Origin of the sequence: Sinorhizobium kostiense (assembly GCF_017874595.1) — a bacterium.
Lineage (GTDB): Bacteria > Pseudomonadota > Alphaproteobacteria > Rhizobiales > Rhizobiaceae > Sinorhizobium > Sinorhizobium kostiense.
On the sequence record NZ_JAGILA010000013.1, the window covers coordinates 1 to 19,681 of the forward strand.

At 57.7% G+C, this 19,681-nt stretch carries 14 protein-coding genes and 8 pseudogenes; 5 read left to right on the plus strand and 17 right to left on the minus strand.

The features are described 5' to 3' along the window. Nucleotides 1-92: 92 nt before the first annotated feature. From J2Z31_RS29685 to J2Z31_RS28770, 7 genes and pseudogenes are all read right to left on the minus strand, one after another. Nucleotides 93-326 carry a tyrosine-type recombinase/integrase gene (locus tag J2Z31_RS29685; protein ID WP_268828542.1) on the minus strand — a complete coding sequence of 78 codons (234 nt, stop codon included), beginning with the start codon at nucleotides 324-326 and terminating at the stop codon, nucleotides 93-95. Nucleotides 327-337: 11 nt separating this feature from the next. After that, nucleotides 338-1,099: a tyrosine-type recombinase/integrase gene (locus tag J2Z31_RS28745; RefSeq protein ID WP_268828543.1), complete on the minus strand. Its 762-nt coding sequence runs from the start codon at nucleotides 1,097-1,099 to the stop codon at nucleotides 338-340. Beyond that, nucleotides 1,096-1,347: a site-specific integrase gene (locus tag J2Z31_RS28750; RefSeq protein ID WP_234939738.1), complete on the minus strand. Its 252-nt coding sequence runs from the start codon at nucleotides 1,345-1,347 to the stop codon at nucleotides 1,096-1,098. Before J2Z31_RS28750 ends, J2Z31_RS28745 begins: the two co-directional genes overlap by 4 nt. Before the next feature lie 594 nt (nucleotides 1,348-1,941). Continuing rightward, the gene (gene panD / locus J2Z31_RS28755; RefSeq protein WP_209607138.1) at nucleotides 1,942-2,397 is read right to left on the minus strand and encodes an aspartate 1-decarboxylase; all 456 of its coding nucleotides are present in this window, start codon (nucleotides 2,395-2,397) and stop codon (nucleotides 1,942-1,944) included. A 461-nt stretch (nucleotides 2,398-2,858) separates the two neighbouring features. Further along, nucleotides 2,859-3,164, minus strand: a pseudogene (locus J2Z31_RS28760) (transposase); the annotation flags it as partial. Nucleotides 3,165-3,190: 26 nt separating this feature from the next. Next, nucleotides 3,191-3,352: pseudogene (locus J2Z31_RS28765) on the minus strand (IS630 family transposase); the annotation flags it as partial. A gap of 56 nt (nucleotides 3,353-3,408) precedes the next feature. After that, nucleotides 3,409-3,692, minus strand: a pseudogene (locus J2Z31_RS28770) (DUF736 domain-containing protein); the annotation flags it as partial. Between the two features lie 614 nt (nucleotides 3,693-4,306). Here J2Z31_RS28770 and J2Z31_RS28775 point away from each other — a divergent pair. Next, nucleotides 4,307-5,596, plus strand: a pseudogene (locus J2Z31_RS28775) (IS3 family transposase). A 26-nt stretch (nucleotides 5,597-5,622) separates the two neighbouring features. On the opposite strand, the pseudogene J2Z31_RS30145 reads toward J2Z31_RS28775, so the two are convergent. Together J2Z31_RS30145 and J2Z31_RS30150 are read right to left on the minus strand one after the other, a co-directional pair. Then, a pseudogene (locus J2Z31_RS30145) lies at nucleotides 5,623-5,911 on the minus strand (integrase core domain-containing protein); the annotation flags it as partial. Between the two features lie 40 nt (nucleotides 5,912-5,951). Next, nucleotides 5,952-6,158: pseudogene (locus J2Z31_RS30150) on the minus strand (transposase); the annotation flags it as partial. 372 nt (nucleotides 6,159-6,530) lie between these two features. Between J2Z31_RS30150 and J2Z31_RS28785 the strand changes: the two are divergent. Together J2Z31_RS28785 and J2Z31_RS28790 are read left to right on the plus strand one after the other, a co-directional pair. After that, entirely contained in the window at nucleotides 6,531-7,232 is a 702-nt protein-coding gene (locus tag J2Z31_RS28785; RefSeq protein ID WP_209607141.1) for a TetR/AcrR family transcriptional regulator, read from the plus strand. A gap of 145 nt (nucleotides 7,233-7,377) precedes the next feature. Continuing rightward, nucleotides 7,378-8,229: pseudogene (locus tag J2Z31_RS28790) on the plus strand (IS110 family transposase); the annotation flags it as partial. A gap of 364 nt (nucleotides 8,230-8,593) precedes the next feature. Here J2Z31_RS28790 and J2Z31_RS28795 read toward each other — a convergent pair. The 5 genes and pseudogenes from J2Z31_RS28795 to J2Z31_RS28815 all read right to left on the minus strand — a co-directional run. After that, the gene (locus J2Z31_RS28795) at nucleotides 8,594-9,304 is read right to left on the minus strand and encodes an ABC transporter permease subunit (RefSeq protein WP_209607142.1); all 711 of its coding nucleotides are present in this window, start codon (nucleotides 9,302-9,304) and stop codon (nucleotides 8,594-8,596) included. After that, nucleotides 9,305-10,018 (minus strand): amino acid ABC transporter permease, encoded by a 714-nt coding sequence (locus J2Z31_RS28800; RefSeq protein ID WP_209607144.1) that lies wholly within the window; start codon nucleotides 10,016-10,018, stop codon nucleotides 9,305-9,307. A 7-nt stretch (nucleotides 10,019-10,025) separates the two neighbouring features. Then, on the minus strand, nucleotides 10,026-10,805 hold the full coding sequence (locus J2Z31_RS28805) for a substrate-binding periplasmic protein (RefSeq protein WP_209607146.1): 780 nt from the start codon (nucleotides 10,803-10,805) through the stop codon (nucleotides 10,026-10,028). Between the two features lie 27 nt (nucleotides 10,806-10,832). Next, nucleotides 10,833-11,642 (minus strand): amino acid ABC transporter ATP-binding protein, encoded by an 810-nt coding sequence (locus J2Z31_RS28810; RefSeq protein WP_456242962.1) that lies wholly within the window; start codon nucleotides 11,640-11,642, stop codon nucleotides 10,833-10,835. Between the two features lie 919 nt (nucleotides 11,643-12,561). Further along, nucleotides 12,562-12,699 (minus strand): annotated as a pseudogene (locus J2Z31_RS28815) (transposase); the annotation flags it as partial. Nucleotides 12,700-13,532: 833 nt separating this feature from the next. Here J2Z31_RS28815 and J2Z31_RS28820 point away from each other — a divergent pair. After that, the gene (locus J2Z31_RS28820; protein ID WP_209607148.1) at nucleotides 13,533-13,925 is read left to right on the plus strand and encodes an IS3 family transposase; all 393 of its coding nucleotides are present in this window, start codon (nucleotides 13,533-13,535) and stop codon (nucleotides 13,923-13,925) included. 375 nt (nucleotides 13,926-14,300) lie between these two features. Here the strand turns inward: J2Z31_RS28820 and J2Z31_RS29560 are convergent, their stop codons facing one another. Both J2Z31_RS29560 and J2Z31_RS28835 read right to left on the minus strand, forming a co-directional pair. Further along, a complete protein-coding gene (locus J2Z31_RS29560) occupies nucleotides 14,301-14,669 on the minus strand; it encodes a tyrosine-type recombinase/integrase (RefSeq protein ID WP_234939740.1) in 369 nt (122 codons plus the stop codon). An 872-nt stretch (nucleotides 14,670-15,541) separates the two neighbouring features. Then, a protein-coding gene (locus tag J2Z31_RS28835; RefSeq protein WP_209607151.1) for an IS630 family transposase occupies nucleotides 15,542-16,488 on the minus strand; the annotation gives its coding sequence in 2 pieces (ribosomal slippage) (nucleotides 15,542-16,320 and nucleotides 16,320-16,488; 948 coding nt in all). 114 nt (nucleotides 16,489-16,602) lie between these two features. Between J2Z31_RS28835 and J2Z31_RS28840 the strand changes: the two genes are divergently transcribed. Continuing rightward, on the plus strand, nucleotides 16,603-17,625 hold the full coding sequence (locus J2Z31_RS28840) for an IS110 family RNA-guided transposase (protein WP_209607153.1): 1,023 nt from the start codon (nucleotides 16,603-16,605) through the stop codon (nucleotides 17,623-17,625). Between the two features lie 837 nt (nucleotides 17,626-18,462). Here J2Z31_RS28840 and J2Z31_RS28845 read toward each other — a convergent pair. Then, on the minus strand, nucleotides 18,463-19,599 hold the full coding sequence (locus J2Z31_RS28845; protein ID WP_209607155.1) for a serine hydrolase domain-containing protein: 1,137 nt from the start codon (nucleotides 19,597-19,599) through the stop codon (nucleotides 18,463-18,465). Nucleotides 19,600-19,681 lie beyond the last annotated feature (82 nt).

The window sequence follows — 19,681 nt, forward strand, 5'->3', positions numbered from 1 at the left end:
CCGTTTTTATGTGTCGAGCGAGATTATGTGGCGGGGAATTCCAGATTTGGCGGGCCACGGCTGGCACCGAGACGGCCTCCGCCACATAATATTCAGATGCTGTTTAGCAGTTGCAGAAAGGCGTCATTTGGTCGGAAACGCACACCGAGATCGCCGGAGATTCCAGCCTTCTCGAGTCCTTTGCGCATCATCTCGACATCCGCGGCGGCATAGCGGTGCGTCGTGGCGACCTGTGCGTGCCCGAGCCAGGCTTGTATCGTCAATAGATCCACGCCGGACCGGAGGAGCTTCATGGCAAGGGAGTGCCGGAAGATGTGCGGCGACATGGGCTTGTCGGTCAGGCCTGGCTGATAATCACGGCCTCAGCGACCGCACGCCGCACGATATCGGTTGCTCCGAAGCGCGTCAGGCGCTCGTTGTGGGCGCCGACAAAGATCGGGCGCGGCTCGTGATAGGCGACACCACGCTCGCTCAACAGGGCTGTCAGTGCTCTCGCCAGATCCTGAGGGATGGGGATGACACGGTCTCTGCGCCCTTTGCCGCGCAGCAGCACTTGCGGGTGCGACCGCTCCAACTGAAGGTCGCTTGCGTTGACGCCGGTAGCTTCGGAGACCCGCGCGCCGGTCCGGGCCAGGAATAGTAGAAACGTACGGTCACGCCGACCACGGGACGTCCTTGGATTGGGCGCCGCAATGAGGGCGTCCACCTCGGCCTTGGTGAGGTGGTGCGTCACCTCGATGTGCGCCCGTTTTATGGGAATCGTCAGCACCCGTTGGGCGACACCGAAGGACGCTGGGTCGGAGGCTGCGACATGGTGGAAGAAAGATCGAATCGCCGCAAGGCGGGCATTGCGCGTGGCGACGGCGTTGTTCCGCTTCTCTTCGAGATCGTCGAGAAAGGCGAGAATGAGGTCTCGATCGAGATCTTCGAGCGCCAACGCCGCCGGCTTCTTCCGCAGCCGGGCGGCGGCAAAGAGGATCAGCATGCGCAAGGCGTCGCGATAGCTGGCCACGGTCGCGGGAGTGGCGTTGCGTTGTTTGGTCAAGCGCCGGCGAAAGTAGGACTCCAAGAGTGGCGCCAGGAGTAGGTGTTCACTCATGCTGCGCCTCCATCGAGGAAGGCGCGTTCTGCCGCCATGGCGAGAAGATCCACCGAGCCAGTGAGGTAGTAGGCTGTGTCGCTGTAGCTGGCGTGGCCGAGATAGGTGGCGAGCAACGGGAGCAGCGCCTGGACGTTGGCACGCTGTTGGTGCCAAAGGCTCAGGCGGGTCACGGCAAACCGGTGCCTCAGATCGTGCGGCCGCAACGGTTTGCCGCCATCAAGGCCGGCGAACTTGCGGCTCAGCAAAACCGTTTGTGGAGTGATGGCACAGACTTCCAGTGGTCAAATGACTCCGGACCGGCGAAGGCCTGACCATTTTAGACGGACTAGATTCCACCGCCGGTGGAAAGAGGTCCTTCACGGGACGATCAATGATGTGAGTCCGCTATGGAACTCATACCGATCGGCTTCACCAACCTGGACGCGTTTTAGATTGTTTCTACTGACCCCATAATGGGAGGGGCAAATGCCCGATCCCGAAGAGAAGCGAGGCTCCGTGAACGACGTCAACTATCGGTGAAGTGGAGTGCTGCTCGATAGCGCTTGACCTGAAGACGCCGAAATAGAGAAGTTCCAGAACTAGACGCAGACATAGAAGCTCGCAGCAGCTCATCTTGTCCGCTACCGATATCCGACCGCTCACCCCCTCCGCCAGGCGGGTCTGCTTGCCGCTTACCGTGCTCCACGGAGCGGTCGCCATACAAGAGCATCAGTTGCATCGCAAAATACCTTTCGAAATTGGTTGCGGGTCAACTTGTGGTTGGGTTTGAGTACGAAGAGCACCTGGACTAACGGGGGCCGTTCTCGCCTGGATATGTTCGCCGCTCGACGTGAGAGCAATCAGCGTTTGGCCCGATGCGGAAACGTTGGGGCTTTACCGTCAGGAGAGCCTTCGTGAATGACAAACGTCGCGTTTCCGTCATTCCCGATGCTCGCATCGTAGAACATGCGGTCTCGTATAGAATTGTCCCGGTCGAACGTCAGCACTCGCGGTTTGATCTCTGCGATCTGATGCTCCTCAATATATGTGGATGAGCAAATGATTATCTCGTCTCCGATCTGGCAGGTACGCGCAGCGGCTCCGTTCATCACACAGCAACGAGAACCTCTCTCACCGTAAATGACATATGTGCTGATTCGCGCGCCTGACGCTTTGTTCCAGATCTCGACGAATTCGAGCGGAAGAATACCCGCCTCATCGCAGTGATCTGGATCCAAAGTTACTGATCCGTGATAGTTCAGATCGGCGCCGGTCACAGTAATGCCATGAAGCTTGGCTGCAACTACTTTTTTCATCTACGATGTCCTCTTTTAGTTATGGATCGCCATGCCGACGACCGACAGCAGTGCTCTTAGGCGCAAGAACAGCGGCGGATTGATCGATGTGCTGCAATAGGTCGAAGAGCAGATTTTCGAAGGGATCGGCGGTCACGACGTACATCGCCATCATCGCCGTCAGCCAGGAGGAAGACCGTCAGGCGAGTCCCTGATGAGGTGGAGGCGTTGCCGGTGTGGAGATACCCCTTCCCATAGCACGAGCTCCGACGGAGACCTGACATGTTCATTTCCTTCTATCAATCGCCATGTCAGCCACTCGATGACTGCCAGTCGGCAACTTGCCGTCGACCTGCAACTAACGCAGCAAAACTCGTGCCAATTTGCCTGAGCCTGACAGTACTCAGTACGGCTTTTCAGCTATTGTGCCTGAACCAACTTGGTGGTTGGTTTGACAAGCCTGTGTCGCGGACCCGACAAACTTGGATGACCGCGGTCAGCGCTTTCTCGGCCATGCGTCGCGGCTCCAGGAATGAGGGGAAATAGGAGCCTTTCCTGAGCTTCGGAATGCGCAGTTCGACCGTGCCGGCCTGCGTTTCCCAGTCGCGCTCGCGGTAGCGTTGCGCTGGGCCCAGCCGCAGCGGAGTCTTCTCGCCATAGCCGGCGCCGGTGGCGGCCCCCACCTCAAGCTCCATCAGGCGCTCGGCGGCAAAGCCGATCATCTCGCGCAGGAGATCGAAATGCGGGGGCTTCTCCACGAGCGCGAAGGTCATCATGTCGTCGATCATCGATGGTTCCTTCGAATTAGAGCGTTTCAGGCTTTGACGGAAGCATATCCGGCATTGGCGAAGTAGTTGCAGCATTCGTCGGACTGCACTAAGGAGACGAGGCTGCCGAGGTGTTGCCATGTCTCCTCGACGGTTCGCTTCTGAGCCGCGCGCATCCAGTGTTTGATTTTGTCGAAGGCTTGCTCGAGACGGCATTTCGACCAGCATCAGCGGCGGGCCTTGCGCAGATCTCAGTCCCGGTTGGGGGGCGCAACCAGATCAGCTGATAGCCGTCCTCACCTTCGACCTCGGCGAGCATGGCGTAGATCGGGGAAGCTCGGGTCGTCCAGCTTAACCGAGAAGCAGTCGCGGTCGGTCTCGGCCGAGCGCTTCTGCCAGGCCGCACCCTAGCTCGACATTGCCCGCGTGGATGCGGTAGTGCAGGGCCTTGTCGGTAGGATTCTCGATGCGGGCGATGCTGGCCTTGATGTTGAGGGCCAGCGCGTTGACGCCGGTTTCGATCGAAGTGAAGGTGCCGATGGTTGCCATTGTCATGTTCCTTGTTCGGCTCGCGCCCATCGCGACTCGATGGCTGTAGCAAGATCGGTGACAATCCGACCGCACCCTAGGGGCGGAAACCTGGTGGAGGGCGGCCAAGAGAAACTTTGTTGTTCCGCGAGGAGTGAGCGCCTGAGCGCTGAGGGGAAGAAAGTGTGGATGGCCGCTGCGGAAGGACGATCGAGGCAAAGCCGGTCTCCGATTATACATGCGTCATCGAGTCCACGGCCTGGCACAGCGATGGAAGGAAAAAGATGATGGCAAGCGCGCCCCATCTCGCGATGCCGGAACATGCAATGCAAATCCGTTGCCATGGTCTCCATGGCACGGCATTCATTTTGGAAGCGACGAACCTCTTGGGGGTGGTTGACGTCGATGTTGCCGCTCTGTCGCAATGCTTCCTGGGATGACGAGATCTCATGCCGACGCTCACGAGGGCATAGGATTGTGTCAGACACGGGTGCAATGAACCGCAGTTTGGTGCACTGGGCGGCGGTTCAATTCGATTGGCCCTGACCTGTCTGAATTTTCATCCGGCGGCGATTAAAGCCCCGGCGACTTTGAACTGACCCCCGAAAGTTGGACATCCACTTTCGGGGTTTTGCATGTCCAAATACAGCGGCTGTCTGAAGCGAGCGATCGTCGAGCGGTGCGTTAACGGCGAAGAGAGTTATCGCAGTGCCGGCCAGCGGGCTGCGGGGCTTTCGAAGAAGTTCAGCCACAATGATGCAGCGTTTAAGCTATCGGTTCTGAAGCGGATGTGGGAGGATGGACTTTCCTACCGCCAGACGGCGGCGTTGTTTAACATCCGCAATGCGGGTTGACTTTCGGTTTGGGAGCGGCGCTACGGGACTGGCGGCATTGATGCCTTGGCCCCGCGCCGCAGAGGAAGGCCCCGATCGATGCCCGAGCCGCCGGTGCAAAAGCGGCCGCAAGAGTCGCAGAGCGATAAGACGAAGAGCCGCGAAGAGTTGCTGGCGGAACTGAACTATCTGCGCGTGGAGAACGCCTATCTAAAAAACTGGAGGCCTTAACGCGGGAACAACCAGCGCCCAGAAAGCGCAAGTCGCCCAGGCGTTAAGGCTGCTCTATCCGCTTGCCGAGATGCTGAAACTGGCGGAGCTCTCGCGCAGCACGTTCATTATCAGCAGAAGATGGCGTCGCTTTCTGACAGGCATGCCGCGCTCAGGGAGAGGATCAAGGCCATCTTCGCCCTTCACAAGGGCCGCTACGGCAATCGCCGGCTCACCGCGGCGGTCCGCCAGCTCGGGCACAAGATCAATCACAAGACGGTCCAGCGGCTGATGGTCGACATGGGATTGAAATCGCTGGTGCGGCCGAAGAAATACCGTTCCTACAAGGATGACGCCGGACGGGTGGCGCCCGATCTCATAAAGCGGCAGTTCACCGCGGACGCGGCCAGTCAGCAATGGGTGACGGACGTCACCGAGTTCAATGTGGCGGGCGAGAAGCTCTATCTCTCACCGGTCATGGACCTGTTCAACGGTGAGATCATCGCCTATGAGACCGCAAGAAGGCCCGTCTTCAAGCTTGTGGAGAGCATGTTGAGCAAGCGGCTGAGAGACAACGAACGGCCGATCCTGCATTCCGATCAGGGATAGCATTACCAGATGGCGGCCTATCGCCGCCTGCTCCAGACGCGGGACATCGCCCAGAGCATGTCACACAAAGGCAACTGCCTCGACAACGCCGCCATGGAAAGCTTCTTTGCCGTCCTCAAATCCGAGTTCTTCCATCCCAATAGCTTCGACAGCATTCCCAGCCTGAAGGACGGCATCAACGCCTACATCCACTATTACAACCATCAGCGCATCAAGCTGAAACTGAAAGGACTGAGCCCTGTGCAATACAGAACCCAGTCCCTCTTAGCGTAGCCCAGCAACCCTCCAACCTTTTGGGGTCAGTTCACTTTCGAGACGCCAATTGGCGCGGTTGCGGCGATGGTCCCGGCATAAGCTGCCGGGGTCCGGTATCCGAGCGCGAGTGCGGCCGGAACGTATTGTAGTCGTCGATCCATTCGGAGATGGCGCTGCGAGCATGGCCGAGATCGAAGAACAGCTTTCGTTCAGCAGCTCTTCGCGCATGCGGCCGTGCAAACTTTCGACATAGCCGTTCTGCATCGGCTTTTGCGGCGCGATTTGGTGCCACCCGACCTTGTGCTTCTTCGACCAGGCGAGGAGCGCACAAGATCACGAGTCGTCGGCGACGTGCGGCGGCATCCAACATCTACTCGGCCAGCAGCTTCTTCAGCTTGGCGTTCTCCTCTTCGAGTGCCTTCAGGCGCTTCGCCTCGGAAATCTTAATGCCGCCGTGTTTGGCTTTCCAGTTGTAAAGGGTCGCTTCCTTGCTTGCGGGGACGTCGGCCACCTTCGCGCCAGTCTCCTGCTCCTTCAGCACCGCAATAATCTGCTCTTCCTGTAAGCTCTGCTTCTTCATTCGTCCTTCCTTCAATGGCCGGACTCTAATCCAATCTGGGACAAATCACCGGGGCAGGTCACTCCGAAGACGCCTACAGCGTCAACAGGGCTCTCAATGAGGCTGACATGCCCCCTGGTCCATTGAGCTTTACGTTCCTCAAGAATTTACATGGTCGCTACGTGTTCTTAAGGTGAAACGGGTTGTGCGCGCACTTTTTCGACGCTATTCGCTGTACAGGTCATTGTCGGATTATATATCAACCATTACCTTACCAAAGCTGATGTTCGAGTTCGCGGCCGTTGGTTTTGATTGTAGCAGGATCAACGTCTTGCGACACAGTCCGGAGTGATCTCGGATCAACTTTGCAACTTCTCAACCATCTGGAAAGCTATGCCAAAAATTATCGATGTTGAGCAGACCCGACTTCGTATCGCCAGGGCAGCATGCAAGGCGATAGCACGTAAGGGCATTTCCGCTGTTACGATGATTGATATCGCTAACGCTGGCGGCGTGACGACGGGAATGATAACTCATTACTTTGAAAGCAAAGTGGAGATCATTGCAGCAGCGATGCGCATCCCTTTTCTTAATATGGAGCGCAAGATCGCGCTTTTGCTTGAAAAGGGCGAAACTGATCTCGCGACTTTGCTTGATGTCGCTATTCCAACATCCAAAAAGTCATTCGAGGACATCCTAATTTGGGTGAATTTCTGGGGAATGGTTGCTGCAGACTCAGACTTCCGTAAACTTAACGCTAAGTTGCACCGCGAGGGAAGGGTGATATTCACGGACGCCCTCCGGTCTGGTTGGCCAGAGAGTAAAGATTGGCCGACGGACATTTTTGAAAGCGCGCTTCGGTCCGTGGTTACGTTTATTTTCGGGTTGAGTGCCGGCGGAGTGACCAATCGCGCGATCTGGACACCCAACGTTCAGCGCTCTCAATTGCAGCTGCATTTGCGCTTAATTCGGGATTGGGCGCAACAGGAGGCGCTTCTGGCTAGCGCGGACGAGCACAATTCGTCGACTGCGAACAATCAAGCACATGCAATGCACCTTGCTTCTGGGCCTGAGACTAGACGCCGGACGGTTTGAATGGGCGAAGTCGCAGGAGAAATTGATACGTGACTCGGTCGTCTCGACAACACCATGTCAAAACGCAACTCATTAAAACCTTGAGATCCCATCAGGAGTGGATAGCGGCCTGCACCGTGGCAGAGTGAGGTCGCTAGAAAACTCTCTGGAGGCCAATCATGCCGATGACAGCAGATCGAACTCAAGCGCAGACCGCTACCCCGTCGATCTTGGCGCAATTTTCGTTTCGTTGGAACTGAGCAAATCGACATGGCTCGTGACGGCTCTCTCGCCGGGAAGCGAAAAGATGTCTCGCCATAACGTCACCGGGGCGACACCGCCGGCCTGTTCTCATGTTTTGGCGCCCTTCGCCAGAAAGCGCAGCGGCGTAGGGATGGCTTTATCCGCTGGTGGTGATCCAAGAGGCTGGGCTTGATGGCTTCTGGTTGGGGCGAGTGCTCAGCAAGGAAGCCTGGATCGAGAGCCATATTGTAGAGGCAGCATCCATTGCCGTGCCGCGCCGGCATCGTCCCGCGAAGACGATCGCATCGACGGCGAAACATTGATACGCGCTTTAGTGGCTTGGAAACGTGGTGAGCCGCGTGCCTGCTCGATGGTCAAACTTCTTACCGCCGATGAGGAAGACATCCGTCGGCTCGGGCGAGAGCGGAAGACCCTGATTGCTGAACGTATTTTCCACGTCAATCGCATAAAGGGGCTGCTCTTCACTCAAGGCGTTCGAGAGTACGAACCTTTGCGTCGTGATCGCCGCCAGCGCCTGGAGGAGCTTCGAACTGGAGACGGCAGGATGCTGTCGAAGCACCTCAAAGCCGAAATCCGCCGAGGACTCGGTCGCCTCGAATTGTTGCTCACACAAATCAAGGCTGTGGAAGGAGAACGAGATGCGTTGCTGTCCTGCAAAATAGCCGACACACCGACAAGAGCGGCGGCGCTTCTAAGAATTAGGGGAATCGGTCCCGAATTCGCGACGATACTCTACTCGGAGGGTCTGTTCCGTACGTGAGCTCCGGCGTCGGAATCGAAGGCGCGGCCATGAAAAATGCCTGAAGCACAATAACTGCTACGGAACGCAAATTCTAATCCTCAGGGCCCCGATCAGCCCTGACGGATCCGGGTGAACGGACCGGGATTCCTTTTGGCTTTAACCGCCGACCTTGAGATTGGTCCCGTTCTCCTGAGCCTGTGCCCGTCGAAAGCGGGAGAATGGTGCAGCCCCTGAAAGCGGCGACCGGATGTGAGGTTGTACAGGCCCGAGGACGGGCCGGTAATTGCTATGGGCTCAGACCGTGGATCCGTCTACCAAGGAGAACTCGATGCCACCTGAATAAACCATTGACAAAAATCCTGATGTGAGAGAATTGCTATAGATGCTGAGATTGCGGGACGTCCGGTTGTGCGAGGTGACTCCTGAGCAACTTTGTTCCAAGATCGATGATCTGCACTATAACTACATAGATGACACCGACGACCAACAGCGGTGTTAGGGGATCCAGATAGATTTTTCCGACTACGGTAGGGCCGCCCATCAAGTCCCGAACAGTGATCACGCTTGTGATGGCGGATGCCTTGACCACTGCAATGGTTTCACTTCCCAGGTTTCCGAGTATAGAGCGAAGTGCAAGTGGAGCATGAACCCGGAAATACGCGCGTGTCTTCGTCATGCCTACCGCGGCGGCGGCCTCTAACAATCCCGGAGGAACCATCTTTAGCCCTCCTCGGATCATCTCCCCGAGATAGGCGGCGTTATTGATAGTCAAGACAAAGACTGCGGTTCGGAATGGAGACGTCAGGACCAGATCCCAGAACAGGCTTCCTCTGAGCCAGGTCACCCGTGGCAGACCGTAGTAGACAAGGAATAGCAGGATCAGGAGCGGCACTCCACGGAATATGAAGATGTAAGTCTTCGCGGCGAGTCGAGCTCCTCCCCCCCCATAGATATGCACCGATGCTATGATGCCGCCGAGGAGGAAACCAAGCCCGGTGCTGAGAGTAGTGAGCGCCAAAGTGACTGCCAATCCGTTTAGAACCGCCCACCAGAAAGCACCCGTCTCAAGAATGGCGAAATTCAGCATCTAGGGTGACCTCTCGATGGCCGCTTCGAAGCGGTGTTGAACGAAGCCGGAGATCGCTGATATGACGAGATACATCATAGCTGCGATAAGATAGCAAAAAAGTGGTTCCCGGGTCGATCCGGCGACGATACTCGTTGAGCGGCTCAGTTCGGTCACTCCGATGAGAGACGCGAGGGCGGAAACTTTCAACATAACTAGGAAGAGGTTTCCCAACGCCGGCGTGGCCGAGCGCAGTAATAGAGGAACCACGATGCGGCGCCGAACCTGGAAGCGAGTCATGCCTATTGCGAGTCCGGCCTCGGTGTAGCCCTTGGGGAATACCGACATCCAGTCCTTGAAGATCACGGCTGCATAAGAACCGAACTGTACAGAAAGCGCTACCAGCGCCGCTACGGCGGGATCGGTTCCGCCAACTTCGAACCCTAAAGGCCTGCTCGAGATAGTAAGGACGATGTTTGAACCGTAGAACACCACGAAAATTACGATGATCTCGGGGAGACCACGAAACACGTTGATGTAAGCTGCTGCCGCTAGTGATACCGGACGAGCCTGCGAGACGGCGGCGAAAGCCACCGTCAAGCCGATCAGAATGCATATTGGGAAGGACGCCGCCGACAGCCCTAAAGTGAGTGCTGCGCCCTTCAACCAGAAGCCCATGTAGGGTGCGATGGTTTCAAACATCAAATCGACCGCACCCAGGGCGTTGACAGACATCGGTCGCTCATTCCGTAACCAACTTGTCTGTCTTGAAATACTTCTGACCGAGTTCGTCCAGCTTCCCCGATTCAATGACCGCGTCCAGGCCCTTGTTGATCTTGCTGACCAGTTCGTCAGAACCTTTGCGGAAAATCCAGCCTCTACCCTCACCAGTATACTTGGGATCCATTGTGGGCTCTGCTGCGAGCTTGTAGTTGCCGGCGCTAATATACTCCTGAAGCTGGAAAACATCACTCATAAACGCGTCGATGCGCCCAGCATCTAGGTCCAGCACTGCTGCATCTCCGGTATCGTAACCTCTGATGTCCGCGTCGGCACCGAGAACATCCTTGATGTAGTTATAGTAGGGCTCGGTGCCAACGATCGTTCCGATCGTCTTCCCTTTAAAACCCTCTATTCCCTTCGACGAATCAGCATCTTTGGGCACCAAGAAGCCAAATCCAACCCGATAGATTGTGCGCGAGACATCATACTTTTCTTGCCGCGCACTACTCTTCGTGACGACTGTACCGATCATGTCGATCGTTCCGGTCTCGAGTGCGGTGAATATGCCGTCCCACGGCACGTTCGAGAGTTCGCAGTCCGCTTTGATCTCAGCGCAAACTGCCCTGTTCAGATCAACTTCGAATCCAACCATTTCGCCACTGGCATCCACCCAGGCGTTTGGTTTGTAAGCGGCGTCAATGCCGATCTTGATTGTTTCCCCCGCGCGCGCGGAGGAAAACGATGCGGCAGTCACGGCTGCCGCGAAAATAGTGGAGGATAGAAGCCTCAGCATTTTCATTTCAGGTTCCCCTGTTCTTGGTGTTCATTACGATCGGTATCTTTGAAGGAAGGAAGCAAGAGCTTCCGACTTCGGCGATTTCAGTACGTCGGAGGGTGAGCCTCTCTCTTCGATATTGCCCTTCGAGAGGAAGACCACCTCGGAAGAGACCTCAAGCGCGAATTGCATCTCATGGGTGACGATAATCATCGTCCTCCCCTCCGAAGCAAGGTTTTGCATAACGCGCAGCACCTCTCCCACAAGTTCAGGATCGAGCGCCGATGTCGGTTCGTCGAACAGCAGTATCGCTGGCTCCATGGCGAGAGCCCGGGCAATCGCCACGCGTTGCTGCTGTCCCCCTGAAAGTTGGGATGGGTAATAATCAATGCGATCGGAAAGTCCGACCTTCTCGAGATAGCCAAGGGCATTCTCGCGGGCCTCCTTCTTGGAAACTCCAAGCACCTGAACAGGGCCCTCCATCACATTTTCGATCGCGCTTCGATGGGGCCACAGATTGAACGACTGGAACACCATGCCGACTTTGCGCCGGAGGTAGACCAGGTCTGCATTCTGCCTCCTCGATCGCCGTCGCAGAGGGATTGCCGAATACACAACACCGTCAAGGACTATCTCGCCTTGCGTAGGCTCCTCCAAGAAGTTGATGCACCGGATAAGAGTGCTTTTTCCGGACCCCGAACTACCGATTAAGGTCACAATATCTCCCTTAGCGGCCGCAATATTAACACCCTTTAGCACCTCTAAGGAACCGAAGGACTTTCGCAAATTTCGGACTTCAAGGAGCGGCGCTCTCGGCAATGAGCTAGGATACATGCTGTTTCCTTTTTCTCTAAGGCTCATGCAGCTCGTCCGATTTAGATCCAATTGCATTCCTTATCTTCCTCGTTGAAATGGCCCCCTATCTCGCAAGGGGACCGACTCGGCGCAGGCAAAATCGCTTGGTTCATCTTATCCGGCACGGTCGGGGTGACGAAATCGGCACCCAAGTTCGCGGCGACATTTCCGCCGCGTCAAGACATCTCTAGTTCGTGGGCGATCGAGCTTCCCGACTCGACCGCCAACGTTGCCCCTCAATGGCAATACCCCATCAACGCGTCAGGGCAGCTTGGGGGCGCCGTTTTGCGCTTCAATACACGATTGCCCGACCAACTTGTGCGGTAAGCCTGCCTGCCTTCAGGTTTGTATATAGCTTCACTTATAATTTCGGACAAGCATTCCGTCAAGTTTTTAATAATAATCATTACGCAAAGATTTGCACGTTGTCATGGAAACCGGCTAGGTTCCCGCAGTGATTTGAGTGGTCCCAATTCCAGACAAACGTACCGGCCCGCGCATGTCGGGTTAGTAGCGTCGCCACTTTAAAGTGATATTTCTTTCAAATGCCTAACTCAGAGCCGCTGGGGATCTTCACCTTGGTGCGTCATATCTCCCAGCTATCACCTCCCAACTATGCAGAGCGAAGATTCGTAATCCGCAGCTGCCCACCGCCGTTGACCTGCCGCGGCTCTTTTATATAATGCGCATTTTTTAATGAGCGGTGAGGAGCGCCGCTAGTCATATGTCGTAAATAGGGCCCTGCGATCGTCGTCGGGTTGAGCGACGCCCGGCCCAAATGGCTACGCCGGCAATCCCGATCAATCTCAACTCGGATTCGCGGCTCCTTGCTACTTTCATGGCTGGGTGGCTTGGCGGCTTCAGCGACGCTGCCACGCTGCCGGACGAAGGCAGGAGATCCTCGCGCGCTGCTGTTTGCAGCCCCCCAGCTCATGCGGGCCAATGCCCCTGTGATCAGGAGCCTGCGGATGTCGGCTTGACTCGCCTTCGTCGCCCGGCCGAGCCTTTCTTTCCCGCCAGTGGAGAACTGTCGTGGAACGAGACCGAGCCAAGTGGCAAGGTTCGGCCGCGACGTTCTTCTGCCGCTTCACTGATCGCCAGATGGCCATACTGCCGAACGTGCGCAGATCGCTCGGCGTTTCCGTCCAAAATTCCTTCGCATTATTTCAAAGCGTATTGAGCCAGGCGAGCAAGCCGGCATCCCGCTTCGATGATGACCGCTTGCGCACTTCGCAAAGCCGGACAGGAATTCCGCCTAAGTCGCGGAAGAGTCCACCCCAGGCTGAGACAAGGAAAATCGCGGGCAGTTTCCCCGCAAGAGAGGAAAACTGGGGCATGGCCGGACGGCAAGAGTTATTGATGAGGACCAAAAACTGGAGCTTCTCCAGCGCATGGGGCGGGAGAATCGGTCAGCAAGTTAGTAGACGAGGTTGGCATCAGTCGCCTACGACTTTACGAGTGGCGTGATCACATCAGGCTCCGTGGTAATCTGAAGTCACGTCGGCGCGGCCGGCCGGCCAGATCGACAACAGGAGTTGGCGGGGCCGCGCAGCTGCAGAGCGCAGTCACGTGCCGGCCTCCAAAAAAACAGGCACTGACCAAGACCAAGCGCCGGATCAGCGAATTGGAGCAGAAGTCCGGTAGCAGCAACTCGATCTCGATTCTTTTTTGCGAAGCCTTGCGGCATTTCGAGGAAGATCATCGTCGGAGCAGCGCTCCTGGCGAAACGGGATTTTCAAAGTCGTCGAAAAGATGACGACCGACCTATCGCAAGGCGAATTCAACATCGATAGAATGTGCTGGCTCCCTGGCGTCAGCCACGCGAGTTACCACCGTCGTTGGCTCGGTTCGGCCCCTCTGCGGGCCGAGACAGGTTTGCGCGACCTCATTTAGAGGATGGCTCTCGGCAACGCGCGCTACGGCTACCGCAGGATCGCAGCCCTGCTGCGGCGGGAGGGATGGCAAGTCAATTGCAAATGCATTGTACGGACCATGCGGGAAGACAATATGTTGTGCCTGCGCGCAAGACCCTTTGTTCCTGTGACGACGAACCGGAGGCATGGTTGGCACGTCGTGCCCAACCTTGCCAGGGGAATGATCCTCAATGGACTCAACCAGCTGTGGGTGGCCGATGTCACGTGCCTGCATCTGGCTGAGGAGTTTGCTTTCCGTGCCGTTGCCGTTGTCCTGGATTCGTTTAGCCGCAAGGTTGTCGGATGGGCGTTGGATACGCATCTCAGATCAAGCCTTGCGATCGAGGCTCTCGAGGTGGCCACCGCCAACCGCTAGCCCGAACCAGGGAGCCCATCGTCCATCATTCCGACCGCGGAGTTCAATACGCCTGCGGAGTCTACTCCGAACTTCTGCATCTACACGGTATCCAGGCGAGCATGAGGCGTATCGGGAATCCTTACGACAACCCGAAGGCAGAGGGCTTCATGAAAACGCTCAAGCAGAAAGAAGTGCAGGGCCTCACGCACAAGGATGCGGCCAATGCGCGAAAGCGGATCAGAGCCTTCATCGACACCATCTAACAACCAGCAGAGGCTGTGTTCGGCGCTCGACTATCTAACTCCGGAGGAACACGAACGGAAGCATTCACGCAGACGAGAGATGAAAGGCCGCATCAGCGTAACACGGGAAGTGTCAGCGATTTTCCTTGTCTCAGTCTGGGGGTGGTGCACTCCACTGGGGACCGCGGCTTACTGAGATCGGTGCCAGGACTTTCTGAAAGACGCAAACCGATGACCTGCCTGCGTCGGAAGTCGACCAGTTCCAGTGCCTTTCGCCTGTTTCCAGATTCGCCTTCGCGTAGTGGTTGGTGCTGTCGAGGCTCACGTGGCCAAGCCAATTGCGGATGATCGTGATGTCGACGCCTGCCGAGACGAAGTGCACTGCATGGCGGAAGCTGTCCGGTGTTACATGCTTCGTTTGCAGCGATGGCTCGGTTTCAGCCACCGCCTTCACATAGGCGGCAAGCTTGAATCGGACGCCCGAGGCGCTGAGTGGCTCACCAAAGCGGTTGACGAACAGCCGCTGGTCTGGTGCTCACGGCTGCCGGTCAAACAGCTTTTTCAACAGCATCAAGGTTTCCGACTAGAGCGGGCAGATACGTTCCTTGCGGCCTTTGCCCGTAAAACGAACACGACTTGGGCTATCGAACCGGATCGCTCTCGGGACACATATTCAGTGCCTCCTGTATCCGTTCCCCGCTGTTATAGAGGAACGAGAGTAGCTCAAGGTCGCGCATGCCTTCGAGGTCGTACGTGCGCGTGGCGAAAGATATGGGGCCCACGCTTGCCTTGGGGTTCTCACGCCAGCGTCAGGAAGCCGACGTCGAACCATGATGTATAGCTTGTCGAGCTTGCAAAGGTGCACGCGTGCGAACGAAGAGTTCTCTCGTCGCGGGCCGTCCGGAACGCAGAAGCAAGTATTGCTTCGCCAACCGGCTCCGTCAAGGGAAGAAACGTGTAGGCTTGCGTCTTGCTGTGACGGACACGAATGGCTTCGGTGCGTGAACCGCTATCCTCAATCGGCATGTTGCGGATTTCTCTTGATCGCAGTCACTAGGTGACGAGCAGTTGTAATATCGCATGGTCCCGCAAACCGGCAGGCGTTTTGTCCACGCTCGCGCTTGCCAGAACTGAAGCGATTTGGCCTCCCTCCATCGAGGGCACCCTTTCATAGGCGTACAGCCGCGGCGCGAGGACATGCGGCGACAGGTACGCCGCAACGTTGTTGCCTCTTGGAGATAACGCAGCAGCGAGCGAAGCCGCGTCGCTACACATTTGAGCGAACTGCGCGTCAGTTTCAAGGCACGCATGTCCATTTAGCGATCGATGTCGCCGACGCTCGCTCCCATGAGGCCTTCCGCTCTTGCCAGGCCAGGAAGTGCCTAGAGCGTTTCACGTTTTGTTGGAAGCGTATCCGGCGTTTTCGAAGTAGTTGCGGCACTCCTGGGGCTGGATTGTTTCGACGAGCGAGCCGATGAAGCGCCATGTGTCCTCGACGGTGCGCTTCTGGGCGTGGCGCATCCAATGTTTGACTTTGGCAAAGGCCTGTTCGATCGGATTGAGATCGGGGGAATAGGGCGGCAGGAACCACAGCCTGGCACCGGCGGCGCGGATCAACTGGCGCACGGCCGCCGATTTGTGGCTGCCGAGATTGTCCATAACGACGATATCGCCGGGCTTGAGCATTGGCACGAGCTGCTGCTCGACATAGGCGCGGAAGCATTGGCCGTTGATCGGGCCGTCGAAGACGCAAGGGGCGGTAAGCCGGTCGCAGCGCAACGCACCGAGGAAGGTCAGTGTGCGCCAATGCCCATGCGGAGCAAAGCCGCGCAAGCGCTTGCCTTTCGGTCCCCAGCCATAGAGCGGCGCCATGTTGGTCTTGATCCAGGTCTCGTCAATGAAGCCCAGCCGTGCCGGATCGAGGCGACCTTGCCACCCTTTCCAGCGGTGGCGTTTGCGGGCGATGTCGGCACGGGCCTGCTCAAGAGCCAGCAGTGTTTTTTTGAAGCGCAGCCCCTCGCGCCTGAGGAACTGCCACACCGTGTTGTGGGAGACCGTGACCCCACGCGCGGCCAGTTCATCCTTCAGCCCGTGCAGACTGAGATGCGGCGTCTGCTGAAGCCGCTCGACGATGAAGTCGCGGTGCGGCTCCAGCACGCGCTTGCGATAGCGCCCATCTTACTCGGCCGCACAGAGCCTGTCGCGCGGTAGCGTTGAGACCACTTCACCACAGACGAAACCGCAACGCCAAACCGCGCCGCCACCGATCGGCAGCTCTCGCCGTCAACAACCGCCGCAACGGCGCGCTCCCGCAGATCACCAGAAAGAGGTCGTACCATCCGATGCTGGCCTCCCATCCAGCCAGCATCTTGATGATGTGGACGCCCCCGCACCGACCGTCTGCAGCTATGATTGCTGACGGGGCCTGCGCAGCGAGAAGAGGAGCATTCACAGTGAAGATCACAACCATTGGACTCGACCTGGCCAAGAGCGTGTTTCAGGCGCATGGCATCGATGAGACAGGCAAAACCGTGCTGGTGAAACGGCTGCACCGGAAGCAGATGCTGCCCTTCTTCTCGAAGCTGCCACCCTGCCTCATCGGGGTGGAAGCGTGCGGAACGGCGCACTACTGGGCTCGCACGCTCGCCGCGATGGGGCACGAAATCAGGCTCATCCCCCCGTCCTATGTGAAGGCCTATGTCAAACGCGGTAAGAGCGATGCGCTGGATGCTGAAGCAATCTGCGAAGCCGTTCAGCGCCCGACGATGCGATTCGTGCCCAGGAAGACGGTGGAACAGCAAGGCATTCTCATGACCCACCGCGCCCGAGCGCTGCTCGTTCGCCAGCGCACGACGATCGCCAATGCGTTGCGGGCGCATCTGGCAGAGTTCGGTCTTGTCGCCAATCCCGGTGTCGCCAATCTGGCGAAGCTGGCGCAGCAGGTCCTGTCTGACGGGGATGGCTTGCCGTCTTATGCCCGCACCGCGCTGGATATTCTGATCCGGCAGATCATGACGCTTAGCGATGAGATCACAGCGCTGGATCAGCAACTTCTCGCTTGGCATGCCGACAGCGAGGCCAGTCGCAGGCTTACCGCTATCCCCGGTCTCGGTGTGATCACGGCCACAGCTGTCGCCGCCACCGTCACCGATCCCGATCAATTCCGCTCGGGTAGGCAATTTGCCGCCTGGCTCGGCCTGACGCCGCAACAGCATTCGACCGGAGGCAAAACGCAGCTCGGCGGCATCTCCAAGCAAGGAGACCGATACTTGCGCAGATTGCTCGTTGTCGGCGCTACCGCCGTCATGCGGCACACGAAGGACAAGGCAACGCCCATGGCGAATTGGATCAGAAAGCTCTTGGAGAAAAAGCCGTTCAGGCTGGTCTCCGTCGCGCTCGCCAATAAGCTCGCGCGGATCGCATGGGCCGTTCTGACGCGGAAGGAAGCTTATAGGGCCCACGAGATGATCGCCTGATCCCAGATAACCCGAATTGGTAACGGCAGTCGATGATGTGTAACGATCGAGCCAATGGTAAGGCCAACCCGTCTGATTCAATGCGCTTCAATCGCGCGCCATCTTGATCAGGGACCTCACCGGCGGATTTCCATCAGGGCCAGCGGTCGAACTTCACACCGCACAAACAGGCCGGACATATGAAAGCAACCGATCAAACAATCCCGACAATGGGCCCTTGCCATAGGGGGTGTCCACATATGAATCACAAAACCGCTCTCGCGGGAATCCCTACAGATTCAGACAAGAGAGGAAACGCTCTAGCTCCCACAAGAACGCGTCGATGCCGGCCCGGGCAAGGCCACGCTCCGCCCGAAGCCAGATTTTCGTGTTCGGTGCAGATCGCAAACCGCAGTGCGTCCATGGCGCCAACCGTACTAACCAACCAACAACACAGACCGGTAGTGATCAACAATTGCTGCGCCTATCACACGAGTTCCTCGATTATCTAATGCAGCGAGCATTCCGGTGGCAGATGTGATCGAAGCCGAGGTGGAGCGATATCTGTGCCATGCGAGCCGAGCAGGTCGCGTTGACTCTGAATGAACCCTAACAACTGCCCGCGAGACAGTTTCTAGCGATACTTCACATCGCCCGTCATCGACGCTGCGTGTAGCTGGAATACACTCTTTGTCAGATCCACACTGATCATCGTATCCTTCATCCCTCGTCCTCTCTGAGCTGGAGCCTATACCACACCTTGGACATTGCCATGCCGCCAGGGCGGAAGGGCAATCACCCCATCTGCCAATTCAAACGCGGGTCCGATCACCATGCCGAAGCGGGGCTGCAGCCAGCTCATACTTGCAGAGCGAGTTCGCTCATCATCTTCACCAGGGGGCCGCTGAAGTCGGAGTCGGAGGCGCTCCTGTTCTCGAGAACGCTTAAGTATACGACGACGGTCCCGGTGTCAGGGTTTGCGAGCATGAACTGGCCGCCGTAGCCGCCGTGGCCTACCCAGGTGCCATCGGTGAACATTTGGCGGCTATAGCGCATCCAGTCGCGGGGCTTCGGCCAGGTAGGCCCGGGATTGCGTCGCGTCTCTTCGATGAAGGCGGCATCGCCCACGCGGCGGCCGTCGATGCCCTGGCCCTTGCGTGCGAAGAGCAGGCCGTAGCGCGCGAGGTCGCGGCCGGAGAGGCAGGCGCCGCCGCAGACCAAGGGCACACCGTCGCGGTCGCAGGTGATGTGAAAGCATCCCTCTAGGCCCGCCGCCTCGACGATCTCGATCAGCCAATCACGCAGAGCCCGGCCGCTGGCGCGCTCGAGGATCCAACCGATGACATCGCTGTTAGTTGACTTATACAACACCTCTCCGGTGCGATTCACCAGGTCGCCGCCGGTGATGCCGCAGACGAAAGAGCGGGTCGTCTCTTCCTTCTGACCTTCCTGCGGCAGGCAAAAGCCGGTGGCGGCATCCAGTTGGTAAATCGTCGCCTGTGGGTCCTCGTAGTCCTCCGTGAAGTCGTTGGCGACATTCATGTCGGCGACCGCCTTGATGGTCGCTTCAGCGTAACCGGTGCCGATCTCCGGGAGAAATTTGCATACCTGGTCATCGAGGTTAACGAGGCGGTCCGCCACGGCGCGGCCGAGCATCAGGTTGAGTGTCGTCTTGGTGATCGACATGATGGAATGCGGCTTGTCGGGCCCGAAGTCCGGCGCATAGGCCTCGTAAAGGACGCGCTGGTCGCGCGCCACGATGAAGGCCGAGAAATGTGGCATGGCGAGAAAGCGTGCGACGTCCGGCCGCTCGCCGATGGTCCAGTCGATCTCCTTCCTGAGGGGCAAGACGCGGGGCGCGCGCATAGAAAGGGCATAGCGCACGGTGGTGTGGAGGTTGTGGAAGCCAGCGCGGCGGTAATCGGGCAGGTTCCAACGCGCCTTGTTGTCGAATAGATTCACTAGGCCTGGATTGGCGATTGAGGGCAGCATCATGTGGCGGGTCTTTCCAAAACGAAGGTTGTTCAGGGCATTCATGAAAGAGCGCTACGCGCGTGTCTTTTTCGACGCTTGCTAG